The organism is Bradyrhizobium sp. USDA 4516 (assembly GCF_054055915.1).
The window spans coordinates 8,711,823-8,728,306 of record NZ_JBSRXT010000001.1; the positions used below are offsets into that span (position 1 = coordinate 8,711,823).

At 64.6% G+C, this 16,484-nt stretch carries 22 protein-coding genes; 10 read left to right on the top strand and 12 right to left on the bottom strand.

The genetic code is table 11. The annotated features are described in order from the left end of the window. Positions 1–155: 155 nt before the first annotated feature. Complete coding sequence (locus ACVI1L_RS40535) at positions 156–602, top strand: SgcJ/EcaC family oxidoreductase (RefSeq protein WP_456785367.1); 447 nt, start codon at positions 156–158, stop codon at positions 600–602. A gap of 12 nt (positions 603–614) precedes the next feature. On the opposite strand, the gene ACVI1L_RS40540 is transcribed toward ACVI1L_RS40535, so the two are convergent. The 4 genes from ACVI1L_RS40540 to fliL are packed head-to-tail and all read right to left on the bottom strand — an operon-like array spanning position 615 to position 3,603. Then, complete coding sequence (locus tag ACVI1L_RS40540; RefSeq protein WP_057018623.1) at positions 615–1,427, bottom strand: MotE family protein; 813 nt, start codon at positions 1,425–1,427, stop codon at positions 615–617. Continuing rightward, positions 1,424–1,897 (bottom strand): DUF6468 domain-containing protein, encoded by a 474-nt coding sequence (locus tag ACVI1L_RS40545; protein ID WP_225647918.1) that lies wholly within the window; start codon positions 1,895–1,897, stop codon positions 1,424–1,426. Before ACVI1L_RS40545 ends, ACVI1L_RS40540 begins: the two co-directional genes overlap by 4 nt. Continuing rightward, positions 1,894–3,096, bottom strand: a complete 1,203-nt coding sequence (gene fliM / locus ACVI1L_RS40550; protein ID WP_168854986.1) for a flagellar motor switch protein FliM — start codon at positions 3,094–3,096, stop codon at positions 1,894–1,896. The genes ACVI1L_RS40545 and fliM overlap by 4 nt, the downstream gene beginning before the upstream one ends. An 18-nt stretch (positions 3,097–3,114) precedes the next feature. Next, positions 3,115–3,603, bottom strand: coding sequence for a flagellar basal body-associated protein FliL (gene fliL, locus ACVI1L_RS40555; RefSeq protein WP_057018626.1), 489 nt, complete (start codon positions 3,601–3,603; stop codon positions 3,115–3,117). Positions 3,604–3,985: 382 nt separating this feature from the next. On the opposite strand from fliL, the gene flgF reads away from it, so the two are divergent. From flgF to ACVI1L_RS40590, 7 genes are all read left to right on the top strand, one after another. Beyond that, positions 3,986–4,750 (top strand): flagellar basal-body rod protein FlgF, encoded by a 765-nt coding sequence (gene flgF, locus ACVI1L_RS40560; RefSeq protein WP_057018627.1) that lies wholly within the window; start codon positions 3,986–3,988, stop codon positions 4,748–4,750. Between the two features lie 16 nt (positions 4,751–4,766). Then, positions 4,767–5,555, top strand: coding sequence for a flagellar basal-body rod protein FlgG (gene flgG / locus ACVI1L_RS40565; protein WP_028337173.1), 789 nt, complete (start codon positions 4,767–4,769; stop codon positions 5,553–5,555). A gap of 2 nt (positions 5,556–5,557) precedes the next feature. Continuing rightward, on the top strand, positions 5,558–6,613 hold the full coding sequence (gene flgA / locus ACVI1L_RS40570) for a flagellar basal body P-ring formation chaperone FlgA (RefSeq protein ID WP_168854987.1): 1,056 nt from the start codon (positions 5,558–5,560) through the stop codon (positions 6,611–6,613). A gap of 5 nt (positions 6,614–6,618) precedes the next feature. Next, complete coding sequence (flgH, locus tag ACVI1L_RS40575; protein WP_028337175.1) at positions 6,619–7,371, top strand: flagellar basal body L-ring protein FlgH; 753 nt, start codon at positions 6,619–6,621, stop codon at positions 7,369–7,371. Between the two features lie 427 nt (positions 7,372–7,798). After that, positions 7,799–8,131 carry a hypothetical protein gene (locus ACVI1L_RS40580; protein ID WP_371852101.1) on the top strand — a complete coding sequence of 111 codons (333 nt, stop codon included), beginning with the start codon at positions 7,799–7,801 and terminating at the stop codon, positions 8,129–8,131. Positions 8,132–8,227: 96 nt separating this feature from the next. After that, positions 8,228–8,521 carry a hypothetical protein gene (locus tag ACVI1L_RS40585; RefSeq protein WP_026193017.1) on the top strand — a complete coding sequence of 98 codons (294 nt, stop codon included), beginning with the start codon at positions 8,228–8,230 and terminating at the stop codon, positions 8,519–8,521. A gap of 153 nt (positions 8,522–8,674) precedes the next feature. Then, positions 8,675–8,995 carry a hypothetical protein gene (locus ACVI1L_RS40590; protein ID WP_050387610.1) on the top strand — a complete coding sequence of 107 codons (321 nt, stop codon included), beginning with the start codon at positions 8,675–8,677 and terminating at the stop codon, positions 8,993–8,995. A gap of 30 nt (positions 8,996–9,025) precedes the next feature. Here the strand turns inward: ACVI1L_RS40590 and ACVI1L_RS40595 are convergent, their stop codons facing one another. The 5 genes from ACVI1L_RS40595 to ACVI1L_RS40615 form a co-directional block, all read right to left on the bottom strand. After that, positions 9,026–9,523 carry an N-acetyltransferase family protein gene (locus ACVI1L_RS40595; protein ID WP_456785368.1) on the bottom strand — a complete coding sequence of 166 codons (498 nt, stop codon included), beginning with the start codon at positions 9,521–9,523 and terminating at the stop codon, positions 9,026–9,028. A 34-nt stretch (positions 9,524–9,557) separates the two neighbouring features. Beyond that, positions 9,558–9,989 (bottom strand): DUF1801 domain-containing protein, encoded by a 432-nt coding sequence (locus ACVI1L_RS40600; RefSeq protein ID WP_456785369.1) that lies wholly within the window; start codon positions 9,987–9,989, stop codon positions 9,558–9,560. A gap of 59 nt (positions 9,990–10,048) precedes the next feature. Further along, a complete protein-coding gene (locus ACVI1L_RS40605) occupies positions 10,049–10,282 on the bottom strand; it encodes a hypothetical protein (protein WP_076825666.1) in 234 nt (77 codons plus the stop codon). A gap of 201 nt (positions 10,283–10,483) precedes the next feature. Further along, positions 10,484–10,915: an SRPBCC family protein gene (locus ACVI1L_RS40610; protein ID WP_057018633.1), complete on the bottom strand. Its 432-nt coding sequence runs from the start codon at positions 10,913–10,915 to the stop codon at positions 10,484–10,486. Beyond that, positions 10,912–11,235: an ArsR/SmtB family transcription factor gene (locus ACVI1L_RS40615; RefSeq protein WP_057018634.1), complete on the bottom strand. Its 324-nt coding sequence runs from the start codon at positions 11,233–11,235 to the stop codon at positions 10,912–10,914. Before ACVI1L_RS40615 ends, ACVI1L_RS40610 begins: the two co-directional genes overlap by 4 nt. A gap of 785 nt (positions 11,236–12,020) precedes the next feature. Here ACVI1L_RS40615 and ACVI1L_RS40620 point away from each other — a divergent pair. Next, positions 12,021–12,773, top strand: a complete 753-nt coding sequence (locus tag ACVI1L_RS40620) for a carbonic anhydrase (RefSeq protein ID WP_456785370.1) — start codon at positions 12,021–12,023, stop codon at positions 12,771–12,773. Positions 12,774–13,077: 304 nt separating this feature from the next. Here ACVI1L_RS40620 and ACVI1L_RS40625 read toward each other — a convergent pair whose 3' ends face one another. Together ACVI1L_RS40625 and ACVI1L_RS40630 are read right to left on the bottom strand one after the other, a co-directional pair. Then, positions 13,078–13,863 carry a 2-keto-4-pentenoate hydratase gene (locus tag ACVI1L_RS40625; RefSeq protein ID WP_456785371.1) on the bottom strand — a complete coding sequence of 262 codons (786 nt, stop codon included), beginning with the start codon at positions 13,861–13,863 and terminating at the stop codon, positions 13,078–13,080. Between the two features lie 108 nt (positions 13,864–13,971). Continuing rightward, positions 13,972–15,000: an SDR family oxidoreductase gene (locus ACVI1L_RS40630; protein ID WP_456785372.1), complete on the bottom strand. Its 1,029-nt coding sequence runs from the start codon at positions 14,998–15,000 to the stop codon at positions 13,972–13,974. Positions 15,001–15,097: 97 nt separating this feature from the next. Here ACVI1L_RS40630 and ACVI1L_RS40635 point away from each other — a divergent pair, with 97 nt between their 5' ends. Continuing rightward, on the top strand, positions 15,098–15,526 hold the full coding sequence (locus tag ACVI1L_RS40635; protein WP_156436155.1) for a winged helix-turn-helix transcriptional regulator: 429 nt from the start codon (positions 15,098–15,100) through the stop codon (positions 15,524–15,526). Positions 15,527–15,556: 30 nt separating this feature from the next. On the opposite strand, the gene ACVI1L_RS40640 is transcribed toward ACVI1L_RS40635, so the two are convergent. Then, the gene (locus ACVI1L_RS40640; RefSeq protein WP_456785373.1) at positions 15,557–16,363 is read right to left on the bottom strand and encodes a phytanoyl-CoA dioxygenase; all 807 of its coding nucleotides are present in this window, start codon (positions 16,361–16,363) and stop codon (positions 15,557–15,559) included. Positions 16,364–16,484: the final 121 nt, after the last annotated feature.

The window sequence follows — 16,484 nt, forward strand, 5'->3', positions numbered from 1 at the left end:
TCGGGGCGACTTGGCGAACTCGGCCGGACGGACATCGGAGCGGTCAAGCCGCCCCGTTGATTAGTAATAATGATTTATCGCAACGCGGAAGCAGCACTGCTGCCTCACTCGATTTCCGATTGTTCTGCAATAATTTCTTTTTGAGAGGATCGCCCATGCGAAAGCCACTATCAATTCTTGCTCTCTTAATGAGTGTCTCGATTGCCCAAGCCGGTCCGAAGGAGGACGCAGCGCAGCTCGTTGAGCGCTGGAGCAAAGCCTTTGCTGACGCCGACCTTGACGGTATCGTCAGTTTCCATGCCCCGGAAGCGACCATGATCGGGACGTTCGGCAAGGTCGTCATGACGAAGCCAGAGCAAATCCGCAAATACTTCGAAGCGACAATCCTCAATTCGCCCCCCAACACTGTGGCGCTGCAAAGCGCAGAGGCTCTCCTGATCGACGAGAGGACGGTGGTGCTTGCCGGGTTCGACACCATCTCCGGCGTCATGAAGGATGGCCAGCCTTGTAGCAGTCTCGGCCGCGTCACATTCGTGATCGCGAAGCAAGGCTCGGATTGGAAGATTGTCCATCTGCACCGGTCTCCACTCCCGAAAACCTGACGATAGCTCCCATCAATTCGTCTTCGGCGTGAGCATCTTGCCTTCGATCTTGGGAAGATCGTCGGTCGAGGCCGACTTGTCGCCGCCGGCACGGCGGGCGAGTTCGACCGTGAGCCGTTCGGCGGCTTCCGGCTGCATCAGGCCGAGGATGTCGGACATCTTGCGCGGCTGGATCTGCGAGGCGATCTGGTAGAGCACATTCATTTCCAGGCGATCGAACACCTTCGCGGCGTCCTTCGGCTTCATGTTCTCGTACATGGTGACGATGCCCTTGAAGCGCGCGGCATCGGCTTCCGCCTTTGCCGCGGCATCGGCATTCGTCTTGGCGTCATTGGCCTTGGCCTCCTCGACCTTGGCCTCGATGCGCTTCTCGGCGGCCTTCAGCAGGCTTTCGCGGATCTCGACCTCGCGCGCACGCGTCTCGAGCTCCTGGCGGCGCGCCTGCAGCCGCTCCAGGATCGCGCGCTCGGATGCCGAGACTTGCGGCGGCGCATCCAGGTTGACGACGACGCCATCGGGCTTGGACGGCTCCGCGGCCGGTGCGGCCGGCTTCGGCGCCTCGTCCTTCTTGGCGTCCTTGTGCTCGACCGATCCCGTGATGTCGCCGGGATCGGCCTTGATCTTGCTGTCCACCACCGCCTTGCCGGCGCCGGGGAAGTTGAAATTCTGTTGCGCCCAAGATGGGCCAGCCGGGCCGGCCGGCGGCGTATCGTCGGCAAACACGTAACCGCCATCGAGCACGAGGCCGGCGACCTTCAGCACCATCAGGCCGAAGATCGCGACCAGCACCACGGGCATCACTCTGATGTCACGAAGCAACTTCATGCAGCGAGGCCGCCGGCCCTCCTGCGCTCGGTGAAGGCTTCAGCCGCCGCGGCAACCGCGTGTGCGGCCGAGACCCTGGGCGCCGGCGCCACTGGCGCGGCGGGCGCAGCCGCCGGTGCCGGTGCATGCGCGGGCTCGGACGGCCGCGCGGCCATCGCGATCTTGGACAGGCGGCGCACCACGTGGTCGCCCTCCGCCAGCTGGTTCTTCAGCAGCGCCGACATCTGCGTCGCCGCATCGAGCTGGTTGCCGAGGTTCTCGTTGACGTCGCGGACCGCGTGCTTCAACCCGCCGATCGCCCGCTCGGCGATCTCGGTCGCGGTGATCAGTTCGGCGATCGTCGCCTTCAGCGAATGCTCGTCGGCCTTCAGCCGCTGCAGGCGCTTGTTGAGCAGCCAGCAATAGCCGATCGTCAGCATCAGCAGCACGGCTACCAGACTCTCGATTGCTAGTCCAAGCACATGACTCATGGTGCCTCCATCATCTTGGTCCGCTCGTCCGCCTTCTCGAACATCGCGAAGGTGGTTTGGGGTTTACGCAAATTCTTGGTGACGCGGATCGCGACACGGTCGCCGACCCGGCCCATGCGCCCTTCGGTCAGGGTGACGTTGCCGCAGCGCACCGAGACCAGCGCGTCGGAGCGGATATCCAGCGGCAGCGTGTCGCCGACCTTGAGCTTCATCAGCTCCTTCAGCGGGATATCGGCTTCATAGAGCACCGCATCGACCGCGATCTCGGCCTGCGCCACTTCGGTGGCGAAATGGCCTTCCCAGATCGGGTCGCGGCCGAACTTTTCGCCCATGAACATCTGCAACAGCACGTTGCGGATCGGTTCGATGGTGGCGTAGGGCAGCAGCAATTCGACATTGCCGCCGCGGTCTTCCATGTCGATGCGCAGGCGCACCAGGATCGCGGCATTGGCCGGGCGGCTGATCGCGGCAAAGCGCGGGTTGGTCTCGAGCCGGTCGATCGTGAAGGTCACCGGCGACAGCGGCCGGAACGCCTGCTCGGCATCCGACAGCACCACCTCGACCAGCCGCTTGACGAGGTTGGTCTCGATCGTGGTGTAGGGCCGGCCCTCGATGCGCAGCTGGGTCTGACCGCGGCGGCCGCCGAGCAGCACGTCGATCATCGAATAGATCAGGCTGGAATCGACGGTAGCGAGCCCGAAGTTCTCCCACTCTTCCGCCTTGAACACCGAGAGCACCGCCGGCAGCGGGATCGAGTTCATGTAGTCGCCGAAGCGCACCGAGGTGATGCGGTCGAGCGAGACCTCGACGTTGTCGGAGGTGAAATTGCGCAAGCTGGTCGTCATCAACCGCACCAGGCGGTCGAACACGATTTCGAGCATCGGCAGACGCTCGTAGGACACCATCGCGGAATCGATGATGGCGCGGATGCCGGAATGGTCGTCGAGGCTAACGTCGCCGACCGTGAAGCCGAGGAGATTGTCGATCTCCTCCTGCGACAGCACGCGCTCGCCATTGGTGCTCTTGCTGCCGAAGTCGCGGCTGCCGTCCTCGACCATGGCGGCCCATTGCAGCGCCATGTTCTCGGTGAGCTCGTTCTTGGCGGCTTCCGCCGCGGCCGCCGCGGGATCCTCGGAATCGAGCGAGGCTTCCCACTGCGCCGCAATGGCGTCCTGGTCCATCTGGTCGTTGCCGGCCATGGCTTTACATCCACCCCGTCACTGGATCACGACTTCCTTGAACAGCACCGCGTTGACCTGGTTGGGTGCCAGCGCGAGGTTGACGCGTTTGGTCAGTTCTTCCTTGAGGCGGAACAGGCCGGCCGAGCCGTTGAGGTCGCTCGGGCGCAGCTCGCGCATGTAGGTCTGGAACAGGTCGGTAACTCGCGGCAGCGCCGGCTTGATCGCCTCGACCTGCTTCTCTTCCTTGACCTCGAGCACGAGCTTCAGCTTGAGATATTGCACGCGCTCGCCGGGCGCGCCGACCAGGTTGACCAGCATGTCCGGCACGTCGACGAAGCTCGGCGGCTTCGGCGGCGGCGCTTCGGCGTGCTGCTCCTCGCCGTGGCCGCGCATGAAGAAGAACCAGCCGCCGGCGCCCGCGCCGAGCACGACGAGGAAGCCGACGACGGCAATGATCAGCTTGAGCTTGCCCTTCTTCGGTGCGGCCGCGCCCTCGCCGCTGTCCGTCTTTTCCTCGTCCGCCATCGTCCGCTCGCTTCACTCTGAAGGATGCGAACGCGATTTGCCCCAGCCTTGGCCTGAAGACGCGATACAAATGCCGCCGGCGCACACGCGCCCCAATGCCGGCAACACTGGGGTCATAATGGTTAACGGAAGCTTAGGATTTACCATCCACTAGGAAAAAACTGCCGGGCAAACATGGTCAACAAGACCTTTCTGCCGCCCCGGGCCACACCCGATAAAACAACTAAACCGTTCAAATAACACACTATTCCAAGTTGGCACGGCTTTCGCTGAGAGGACGGCGTAACCTGAGGGTTTGGGAGAACCCAATGGTTACCGACGGGTCCGGCGTGAAGGTTTGGGAGAACCTGCATTCGGATCGCCTCACAGGGGAGAACCACCGATGCAGAATACGCTTCTGGTCGGCCTATCGAAGCAGATGGTGCTGGAACGGCAGATGGATGTCGTCTCCAACAACATCGCGAACATGAACACCAACGGCTACAAGGCCGACCGGTCGCTGTTCCAGGAATATCTGTCCTCGAACGCGCATGAGGACAATTTCGCCTCCTCCGACCGCCGCGTCTCCTTCGTGCAGGACCGCGCGACCTTCCACGATTTCGCGCAGGGCCCGACCGAAGAGACCAAGAACCCGCTCGACGTCGCGATTGACGGCAATGCCTTCCTGGTGGTGCAGACGCCGGGCGGCGAGCGCTACACCCGCGAAGGCAGCCTGCAGATCAACAATCGCGGCCAGTTGGTCACCGCTTCGGGCTACCAGGTGCTCGGCACCGCCGGCCCGATCACCTTCCAGCAGACCGACCACGACGTCTCGATCGCCGCCGACGGCAACATCACCGTGCTCGAGGGCACCTCCCGTCTCGACTCGATCCGCGGCAAGCTGCGCCTCGTCTCGTTCGCGCAGGCCCAGCGCCTGCTGAAGGAAGGCTCCAACCTCTACGCGCCGGGCGAAGGCACGCAGGCTCTGCCGGACACCAAGGCCCAGATCCGCCAGGGCTTCATCGAGAAGTCGAACGTCAATTCCGTCGTCGAGATGAGCCGCATGATCGAGATCACGCGGACCTACACCCAAATCGCCTCGCTGCTGCAGCAGCAGAGCGACCTGCACAAATCGGCGATCGAGAAACTCGCCGACGTGCCGAACTGATCCAGGGGATTGACCGATGCGCGCACTTTATACAGCTGCGACCGGAATGGCGGCACAGGAACTCAGCGTTCAGGTGATCTCCAACAACATCGCGAACCTGCGCACCACCGGCTACAAGAAGCAGCGCGCCGCGTTCCAGGACCTGATCTACGACCATGTGCGCCGGGTCGGCGCGCAGGCCTCCGACCAGAACACCATCATGCCGATGGGCATCGACCTCGGCGGCGGCGTCAAGACCGTCGGCACGCCGCGCATGATGACCCAGGGTACGCTGTCGCCGACCGGCAACGATCTCGACATCGCGATCCGCGGCGAAGGCTTCTTCAAGATCCTGATGCCGGACGGCACCTTCACCTACACCCGCGACGGCTCGTTCCAGATGGACAATCAGGGCCGCATCGTCAATGCGCAGGGCAATTTGCTGCAGCCGACGATCACGATCCCACAGAACGCATCCGGCCTCACCATCAATGCGCAAGGCCAGGTCTCGGTGACCCTGCCGGGCCAGACCGCATCGACCAACATCGGCCAGATCGGCCTGACCCGATTCATCAACAAGGCCGGCCTGATGCCGATCGGCGACAATCTGTTCCAGGAAACGCCGGCCTCCGGCCAGCCGCAGGACGGCACCGCCAACACCGACGGCTACGGCGACATGCAGCAGAGCAACCTCGAACAGGCCAATGTCGAGGTGGTCTCGGAAATCTCGGACCTGATCGCCGCGCAGCGCGCCTATGAGATGAACTCGAAGGTGGTCTCCGCCGCCGACCAGATGATGCAGTCGACCTCCAACCTGTTCCGCTGAGGATGATGTCGATGATCGCCCGCTCACTCCTGATCGCAGCCGCGCTCCTCGCCGTCACCGTGGCGCCGTCCGCCGCGCAAAGCCGTCGCGAGACGATCGCGGTGCCGACGCTGCGCGCCAGCATCACGGTCGCCGACGACATCGTGCGGGTCGGCGACCTCATCGACAACGCCGGCAGCGCCGGCAGCGTCGCGGTCTACCGCGCGCCGGACCTCGGCACGACAGGCACGCTGCCGGTCGCGCAAGTGCTCAACGTGTTGCGCTCGCACCAGGTGATCGGCGTCGATACCCGCGAGCTGAAGGAGATCACCGTCACCCGGCTGGCGCGCACCATCGACAGCAAGGAGATCGAGCAGCAGGTGTCGCGCGCGCTGGAGGGCCGCCACGGGCTCGGCAGGGCCGGCAACATCGCGCTGACCTTCGACCGCGATCCCGGCGACATCCGCCTCGAGGCCACCAATACCGGCGCGATGCAGCCGATCGCCGTGCGCTACGACCCGCGCTCGACGCGTTTCGACCTGACCTTCGAGATCGGCAACGACGCCGGCGCCGCGCCGTCGAAGCTGCGCTTCACCGGAACCGCGATCGAAACCATCGAGGCCGCCGTGCTGACGCGCAATGTCGAGCGCGGCGACGTGTTGAAGGCCTCCGACGTGATCGTCGAGCGCCGTCCGAAGGCCGAAATCGGCAACGACGCGGCGGTGCGCGACAGCGCCGTCGGCATGCAGGTCCGCCGCCAGCTCCGCCCCGGCCAGGCGCTGCGCGTCGCCGACCTCGCGAAGCCCGATCTCGTCACCCGCGACCAGAACGTCACGCTGATCTACCGCACCGCTGGCCTCTACCTGACGATCCGCGGCAAGGCGATGGATGGCGGCGCCGAGGGCGACACCGTCAGCGTGATGAATCTGCAGTCCAAGCGTGCCGTCTCCGGCGTCGTCACCGGCCGCGGCGAGGTCTCGATCTCGGTCGCGACCCCGCGCGCGGCGCCGACCGCCGACGCCACCGAATCCAATTCCGCTTCCGTCAAGCTGAGTTCAGTCGCACCAAACGCCGAGTAAAGTTCATGTCCCAGTACCGCATCAACCGCCTCGTCCTGACCGGTGCGCTGCTCGCGCTCGGAACGATCGCCAGCGGTTGCTCGTCGATCGACCGTCTCTCCCAGATCGGCGAGCAGCCGAAGCTGTCGTCGATCGACAATCCGACCACCCAGCCCGGCTACAAGCCGGTGCAGATGCCGATGCCGAAGCCCGAGGTCGCCTCCTACAGCCCGAACTCGCTGTGGCGCAGCGGCTCCCGCGCCTTCTTCAAGGATCAGCGCGCCGCGCGCGTCGGCGACATCCTGACCATCACGGTGAACTTCACCGACAAGGCCGCGATCGCCAACGAGACCCAGCGCAGCCGCACCAACTCCGAGGATTCGGGCGTCACCAACTTCCTGGGCTCGCAGACCATCACGCAGCCGAACAAGATCCTGCCCGGCCGCATCCTGACCGCCGACTCCACCGCCTCCAGCGACGGCAAGGGCTCGGTGAACCGCCAGGAAGCGTTGCAGACCAACGTCGCCGCGGTCGTCACCCAGGTGCTGCCGAACGGCAATCTCGTGGTCGAAGGCAAGCAGGAGATCCGCGTCAACTTCGAAATCCGCGAGTTGATCGTGGCCGGCATCGTGCGCCCGGAGGACATCCAGAGCGACAACACCATCGATTCCTCGAAGATCGCCCAGGCCCGCATCGCCTATGGCGGCCGCGGCCAGATCACCGACGTGCAACAGCCGCGCTACGGACAGCAGGTTCTCGACGTGCTGCTGCCCTTCTAACGGCATGATCCAAGAGTGGAAACCGGTTTTCGGAAACGGATCATGCCTGAGTAGGACCTTTACGAGCTCCCACATCTCGTCGCGAACCTAGGCGCGGCGCGGTGTACCAACACGGCCCTCGCTAGCTCCCCTGGCGAGGGTCGTGGCTTTTTGTGACCGGTGGCGTGCGCCGGCACGATCGCCGCGCACCAGTCCGATACCGCTTCACGAAAGTCGCGCCATCGCCTTGTCGGTTCGTTAACCCTCGCAGCAGCGCGCAGTAGAAGTCCCGGCGCTTGCAACGTAGGGAGACGACAACGCAGGGTTTTCTGTTTGTATGACGGTCATGCAAAGAGACGGACGATATGCGGCGTGGTTCCGGACGCCGCGGGGCGAAGGCACCGGAATAGTCCAGCTTGCAAATGGCAGGATCTCGGGCGGCGACGCCATGTTCATTTATGGCGGCACCTACCAGCTCGATCAGGACCGCTTCACGGCGACGCTGACGACGCATCGCTATGCCGACGGCCCGTTCACCACCGTGTTCGGATGTGACGAGGTCGAGGCGCAGCTGACCGGCTCGTTCAACGGCAACCGGGCGGTGTGCTCGGGCACGGCCAAGCAGGCCCCCGGCGTGCTGTTCGAAGCCACGCTGTTTCTGCAGCAACAGGAGCCGGAGCCCGCCCCCGGCCCAAGGACCACGACTACGCGCGCGGATGTGGCGAGGCTGCCGAAGCTCCCCGGCCGGCGCACGACGGTCGTGAGCAGGCGTTTCAGCTAATCTGTCCGCAATCCCGATGGCGTCGCCACCCGGTCCGGCGTACGATCGCGCATGCGCGAAGCGCAGCCCGATCGATGCAGCCGGAAGGAGGAACGCATGTATGCCGCCATCCGTCACGCCAAGGCGAAGACCGGTAGCGCCGAGGAACTCGCGCGCCGGATCAAGGAAGGCGCAATCCCGATCATCAGCGACGTTGAAGGCTTCATGGCCTATTACGTGGTCTATGCCGGCGACGATACCGTCACCGCGATCAGCGTCTTCAACAACCATGCCGGCGCCGAAGAGGCCAACCGCCGCGCGCTGGCCTGGATCGATGACAATCTCGGCCCATTGCTGGTCGGCCAGGCCACCGCGGTTGCGGGTCCAGTGATCGTGCATACCATAGCCTGAAGGCCGCAACCGGCAAACTTCGCCCGGCAGAAGCTGCCGGCTGCGCGTCGTGCGCGCGTGGCGGCGTCGCGATCCCGTTGAAATCACGGCTGCAACGGATGGCACGCCATTTGCTCCACGATTGCAGCATTGCAATGGGGACTGCGCGCGCAGATGACGTCGATCTCGGCCCTTGGATCGGTCACCGCCAGCATGACGACTGGCACATTGAAGAAACCGCTGACCGCCGACGCCACCGGCGGCAGCTCGCTCGGCGACACCGTCGAGCAGAAGTTTCTCAAATATGCGCAGATGAGCCCGATGGACCGGATGCGCGCGAACATCCTCAAAAGCATGGGCATGTCGGAAGAAGATCTCAAGAACATGACGCCGGATCAGCGCGCCGCGGTCGAGCAGAAGATCAAGGAGCTGATCGAGCAGGCGTTCCAGAAGAACGCCGGCAAGGCCGGCCAGGCGGTCGACATCTCGGCCTAGCTTGCCTCCGCGGGAGCGCGACGGCCGCATTCACGCGTCGGGCCTGTCGCTCAGGACAATGAAGACCTTGCCGCCGAAGTCGTATCGCGCGACCTCGCGCATGCCGAGCCGCAGATGCGCCTTGAGCGAACGCGGGTTGTCTTCCCTGATGAACAGGATTGCCTCGCGGCCGGGGAACGTCGCCTGAAGCTTCGCGTACAACGCATCCAGCACGCCAAGGCCGCGCGCGTCCCGCGAGACGCACACCGGACCATAAACATACGCATCTGCCCGCCCCGGCCAGGCCTTCAGCATGGCCTGCACCGGCGGCGCCTCGCCATATCCCTTCTCCGACGTCAGGGGCGCGCCGAGCAGTCTGCCCTCATCGTCGGTCGCGACGACGATCGATTGCCCGCTTGCAATGCGCGTCTCGATCACGTCGCGCGGCCATTGCCCGAGCAGCATGCCACCGTGCTCCCCGTTGTTGGCCGTCAACAGCGCGGAGACGGCGTCCGCATCGGACAATGTGGCGAGCCTGGTCTTGATCATCGCGGATGGATCGCGAGCACCATGGCGGCGCAGCTCACGCCTTCTTCTTTGCGGTCGCGCGGGTACCCGCGGCCTTCTTTGCCGGCTTCTTCGCAGATTTCCTGGATTTGGCCTGATTGAGTTCGATCGCAGCACGAATGAGCGTCTTCAGCGCAGTGGCGTTGATCTTGTCGCCCTCGAACAGATCGATCGCGCGCCGCGCATTGCCCTCGAAGCCGGTGTTGAACAGCTTGTCGGGGTCGGGCAGCTGCGCGCCATACATGAAGGTCAGCTTGACCTTGCCCTTGTGGGCGTTGCCGACCGCAATGATGCCGTCTCGCGACCACACCGGGCTGCCCATCCACTTCCACTCCTCGATGATCTCAGGATCGGCGGCGAGGATGCTCTTGCGCAGGCTGGCGAGCGTCTTGCCGCGCCAGTCGGTGAGGTCCTCGATCATCCGGTCGATACGTTCCGATGCCGTCATTGCTGTCTCTCGCGCCTCATCCGCCCCAAGTCGTCACGTCAAGTCGTCACGTCATGCAATCACACTTGGGACGCGGACGTCGATCCCCCATGCTGACGCCGCGGCGACAGATATGGCAACGCGAACAGATAAAGGCCGCTGAGCAGCATGAAGATCAGCGGGAACAGCGCTAGCAAGCCGATCCAGACCGCCTGCTGCTGCAGGACCATGGCGACGATGTTGATGATGACGGCGACCGTGAAGGCGATCGAGAGCCAGCGGTGCGATTGCCGGATCCAGTTGTTCCAGTTCAATGTGACCTCCTGTTGGTGAGTGAATGATCCAGCGTCATTGCGGGGAACTCGCGACAAAATTGCAGAGCAATTTTGCGCTGAAGCGACGAAGCAATCCATCTATCCGTGTATGCGGCACGATGGATTGCTTCGCGGAGCCTGTCATCGGGCGGCGCTATGCGCCGACCCGTTGGCTCGCAATGACGAGAGAGAGAGAGACCGTCAACCTTGCCGCGCCATCAGCTGATCGAGATTCTCGAGGAACTGCTTCCATCCGGCATGAGCGCCGCCATAGGCCTGCTTCTGATGCGGCTGGAAGCCGGACTGCTCGACGCGCAGATGGGTGCCGGTCGCCGTCGGCGTCAGCGTGAAGACCACAACGCTCTCGAGGTTGTAGGCGGCATCCGCATGCACGAAATTCCAGGTGTAGGACAGCGTCCTGTGCGGCTCCACAGCGAGCACCTTGCAGTCCAGCACGCCGCCCCACTCGCCGCGCAGGTTGAAGCTGTGCCCGACCTCGGGCTTGAAGTCGTTCTTCATCAGCCACTCCTCCATCAGATGCGGTTGGGTCAGCGCGCGCCAGAGCTTTTCCGGCGGATGAGGAAATTCACGCTCGACGATCGCGGAACGCGTTTCAGCGGTGGTCTTGTTCATTGGTCCATCCTTTTGAGGAGATCTTCGAGGTGGTCGAACCGGTTCTGCCAGAAGCCCGCCATCTGGCTGGTCCAGTCGATCAGCGGCGCCAGCGCGCCGAGTTGCGCGCTGTAATGGGTCTGCCTGCCTTCATGGCGGTCGCGCACCAGCCCGGCCAGCTTCAGCACGCCGAGATGCTTCGACACCGCCGGCTGCGAGATCCTGGCGCGGGCCGTCAGCGCGCCGACGGTCTGCTCGCCCTCGCGGCACAGGCGCTCGAAGATGGCCCGGCGGGTCGGGTCTGCAAGGGTTCGAAACAGGATGTCGTGAGCGTCAGGCATTTGCGATCAATAACCCATTGGTTATGGATTGACGTATAACCAACCAGCTATGGATGAGTCAATCGCAAACTTCGGCGGCTCGACGGCGGCCGCGCCACCCGGGGTTTTCCGGCGCGATGGCACACCAAGACCGCCCGCGCCTTTCATAACCCGCAGGTTATCCGGTGGCACCGATCGGCCCGTCGGGCAACTCAGGGCGGAACGAAGAGCAAAGCTCGGGCAAATCATGTCGCGAGAATGCGGAAGTTTGACTCACAGATCGCGCAACACATTCCATGTCGTCCTGGCGAAAGCCAGAACCCATTACCCCAAATGAGAGTTGTTGCGCGATGCTGGGGCCACGATCCCGCTCATCATCAAGTGCGGTGGTTATGGATCCTGGCTTTCGCCAGGACGACGATCGTGTGTGTGTGTGTGTGGAATCCGCTCTGTCATCACCCGGCTCGCCGCCTCCGCTGAAGCTTCGGCGCGCCAAGGATGCATGGCCTCGTCGAAGCCTTGGCGAAGACGGGACCGGGCGATCCAGTACGCCGCGGCCGCTCGGCTCAAGCACAGCCGTCTCTGCAATACTGGATCACCCGCTTTCGCTTTAGCGGGTCATCACACCGCGCTGTTTGACATCTTGAATTGCGACTCGTCCTCACCGTCATCCCTGCCTTGTGCGCAATTGCACATGGGAGCAGGGACCGAGCATGAAACCGTGTCGTTGCGGTGGCACTGCGCATGATCTACAACCTTTGCACGGACGCGATTGCTATTCTCGGATAATTTTACGGAGATTTTTGATGTGCCAGCTTTGCGAAATCGCAGCTCCCACCCAGACCTCCCGGCGCCGCTTCCTCGCTGCCGCGGCCTGCACCACCGCCAGCCTCGCCCTTGCCCCGCCGGTTTCCGCCAGGGAAACCAAATCGCCGCCGAAGCCGCAGAATGTGCTGGCGCCGGACGCGGCGCTGGAGCGGCTGGTGAAGGGCAATCTGCGCTATGTCGAAGGCGTCTCGCGGCGGCATGATTTCAAGCACGAGCGCGAGGCGCTGGCCGGCGGACAGAATCCGTTCGCCGGCATCCTGAGTTGCGCGGACTCCCGCATCGCACCGGAATACGCCTTCGACACCGGCCGCGGCGATCTGTTCGTCTGCCGCATCGCGGGCAATTTTGCCAGCGACGAGACCATCGCGAGCCTGGAATATGCATCGGCCGTGCTCAACGTGCCGCTGTTCATGGTGCTCGGCCACGACAGCTGCGGGGCGGTCGACGCCGCCATCAAGTCGCTGAAGGACAACACCACCCTGCCCGGTCATCTGCCCTCGCTGGTCAATGCGATCGCACCGGCGGTGAAGGCGACCGAAGGCAAGGGAGGCGACCGGCTCGCCAACGCCATCAGGCAGAACGTCATCGACAACGTCGCGAAGCTGAAATCGGCAACGCCGATCCTCAGCGCCGCGGTCGGTCAGGGCAAGCTCAGGGTGGTCGGCGCGGTCTACCGGCTGACCGACGGCAAGGTCGAACTGGTCACGGACGCCAAGCGCCCGGCGACTTGAAAGTCAGGTGAATTCAGTAAAGTCAGGTCACGGTCGCGCAACACACTCGGTGTCGTCCCTGCTTTCGCACTAGGGCATTTACACATCTCTTCGAGGCTGGAAAACCGACTCATCATCAAGGGGTTAGCTACTAGGCGAGAGCCGAAATCGGCGGGCGCAACCCTAGTGCAGATGAGTAAGTTCTCTGCGGTTTTCGGCCAACTCTTTGAGAAGACTCCGGAAAGACTGCGGAGGATATGTATATACGCTAGTGCTTTCGCAGGGACGACGTCCTTATGTGGAGGCAGGCTCGCACAACGTCACCTCACGTAAAGGCCGCTTCCACCTTGCCGAGGCCGTCGAGCTCCATCACGACCGTGTCGCCCGCGTTCAGCCACACCGTCTTGACCAGGCTGCCGGTCAGTACGATCTGGCCGGCATGCAAGCCACGGCCTTCAGTGGCGAGATGATTGGCGAGCCAGGCGAGCGCGTTGTGGGGATGCCCGAGCACGTCGGCGCCGGTGCCGCGGCCTTCTTCCTTGCCGTTGACGATCGCGCGTCCCGCGACCGCGCGCAAATCGGGCACGGTGATGCGCGGCACCTCCTCCCCGAGCACGCAACCGGCGGCGAAGAAGTCGTCGGCAATCAGCGTCGGCGCGCCCAATGTCTCCCATTTGACGTAGCGGTCGTCGACGATCTCGATCGCGGGATAGTAGGCATCGATCGCTTCCGCGACCCATTCGGCGGTGAACGGCGCCTCGCTGGGAGCGAGACTGCGGGCGAGCCGCACCGCGATCTCGCACTCGACGCCGACATGGACGAACTCGGCCGCCGGCAGCCGCACGCCGCTGTCATGCACGACCTTCTCGAACACGCCACCGACGCAGGGGTGCGGGATGTTGATATATTCCTGCATCACCGCGCTGGTGCAGCCGATCTTGTAGCCGACGAGGCTGCCGACGTGTGGCTGCATCAGAGCGTGCAACGCGTACTGCACCTGATAGCCTTCGGCCTCGTCGCGCGGCACCACGTCCTTCGGAAGCGCCTTGAGCGGCGCCCGGCTGCGGCGCGCGCTGGCGATCGCCTTTGCGGCCGCGAGGACCCGATCCATCTGCGCAGCCTCCCTGGTGTTCTCGGCGGCGCGGTGGCGCCTCCGTCTGCTCGCTGCAATTCAGCACTCGCCGACGCGTCTGGCAAGCACGCTGCACGGGAGCTGCCGTCAGGCCTTGACGAGGCCGAGCCGGATCAGGCTCTCGGCGGTCGCGACGATCATCTCCTCATTGCCGCGCGGGCGCCAGCCGAGCAGGTGCTGCGCCTTGGCGCTGGTCGCGCGGCGCACCTTGCCGAGCAGCGGCAGCGCGGCACGGGCCATCGGGTTGCGCCGTGCGGCGAGCCGCATCATCCAGTCCGGCGCCTGGAACCGCGGCACGCGCCGCGCCTTGCTGCCGAGTTTTGCGCGCAGCACCCGGGCGACCCCGAGGATCGACATGGTCTCGCCGGCGACCGCCAGGAAGCGCTCACCGCTGGCCTCGGGCGACATCATGGCGCGCAGATGCAGGTCGGCGACATCGCGGACGTCGACGAGGCCGAAATGGATCCGCGGCACCGCGGGCATCGCGCCGTCGAGCAGCGCCTTGATGATGCCGATCGACTCGGAGAAATCGGCACCGAGCGCCGGGCCGAACACCGCGGTGGGGTTGACCAGGGCAAGCTCGAGGCCATTGCCTTGGCGCGCCACGAAATCCCAGGCGGCGCGCTCGGCCAGCGTCTTGGATTTCGGATAGGCCTGCACGCCCTCGCCATCGAGATTGGACCATACGGTCTCGTTGAACGGCGCCGCCTGCGGCGGATGGCCGTAACCGATTGCCGCGAACGACGACGTCACGACCACGCGCTTGACGCCGGCGTCGCGCGCGGCGCGCAACACCCGCAGCGTGCCTTCCCGCGCCGGGACGATCAGCTCATTCTCGTCCTCGGGCACATAGGCGCCGAGCGGTGATGCGACATGCAGCACGTAGTCGCACCCGGTGGCCGCTTCGCGCCAGCCATCGTCGCGCAGCAGGTCGGCGGTGACGAAGCCGACCTGGTCGGGCGCCAGCGCGCCACCCTCGCGCAGCATCGCGATCACGTCGTTGCTGCGACCCGGATTGCGCACCGTCGTTCGCACCGCGTGCCCGTCGGCGAGCAGCTGCAGAATCGTATGCACGCCGATGAATCCCGATCCGCCTGTGACCAAAACCGTGCTCATGTCCCTGCCCTCTTCATGGTTCGGCGGATGGGCCCAACATTGCACTGCCCGCCCTGCACAGGCCGCATCTGGTCACTATCTGATCTTGGACAATAGGATGAAATTCGAGACCGGTATGGAAAACAATACCAGCGATATGTGTGACGGCGGTGAATGCGAGAGCTGCCCCACCGACCCCAATGTGCTGATCGAATTCAAGCACGCGATCCATGCGCTCGGGGGGAAATGGAAGCTCGAGATCCTGTTCACGCTGATGAATGGCGGTGTGCGGTTCGGCGCGCTGCGCCGCGCGCTCGCGCCGATCACCCAGCACATGCTGACTGCGCAGCTGCGCGAGCTCGAGCGCGACGGCCTGGTGGCGCGCAGGGTGCTCGCCGAGAAGCCGCTGCAGGTCGAATACGAGCTGACGGATTCGGCCTGGAGCCTGACGCCGGCTTTCCGCGAATTGCTGGCATGGTCGAAGACGTTCGGCCCGCGCCGTCAGGCGGAGGCAAGCGAGGCGATACTCGGAGCCGGGTTGGCCTGAATATCGCCTCGCCTTCAGATCGGCGTCCGATCACTCCATGCCAAGCGCCTTTCGGATCGCGATCTCGACCGGCGAATACGCGCCATCCGCACGTTCCAGCCGGTATGGTTCGCCGGCAGCGAGCGACGGCTGGGCCATGAAGCGCGGCGTCGTGCCCCGATGCTTCTGCGCGGCATGCACCAGCAACGGATGACACAGATAGACCGTGCCGGCCTCGCCGGTCGCGAGCGCGACCTCGCAGTCGGCGCCGACATCGTCGAGCACCATGCGTGCGCGCCCGGCCTCGCCCGCCGGCGCGAGGTGGCGCGCCATCGGCCAATGCGAGCCGACCCTGATCCGGGTTGGCGCGTCGTCCTCGCCGACGTCGGAGAACAGGAACAGCATCAGCAGCGCCCGGCCGCGCGAGACGACATTGGCCCGCCAGGCGGAGAAGTCGCTGCGCTCGTTCGGGTCGCAATCCTCGCCGGGGAAGCTGACGTCGACGTGCCAGCCGGCATCGCCGGGATCGTCCGGATGCGGGAAGCGCACCGGAAAGGTTCCGATGTCGGCGCGCGGGCGCCAGTGGCCGGGACCGGCGATCTGGTCGAACGCCCGGTGCAGCAGCGGCGTGTTGATCGCTTCGCGAAACGGCGGACCGCCATAGCCGGGCAGCCGGATCACCGGTTGGGTCCAAGTCAAAGGGTCGTGCTCGCTGCATGGCAGGTCGCGCCACATAATGGCGCGTCCCCGGTCGGCGAGTTCCCGGGGAAAGGCGCTGTCGATCCGGACAAAGCCTTGTTGGATGAATTGCTCGATCTGCGCGCCGTCAAGCGCACGCGCGTCGTTTCGATGGGTCATGATTGTCTCTCAAACTGTCGCCAGCCATCGATGCTCCGCGATGCGCGGAACCTGACCGGCTCATTCGGTTTCACTGGAATCCCAGGAGCGAAAGCTCGTGGGGCCGCTCAGCGCTTCCAGG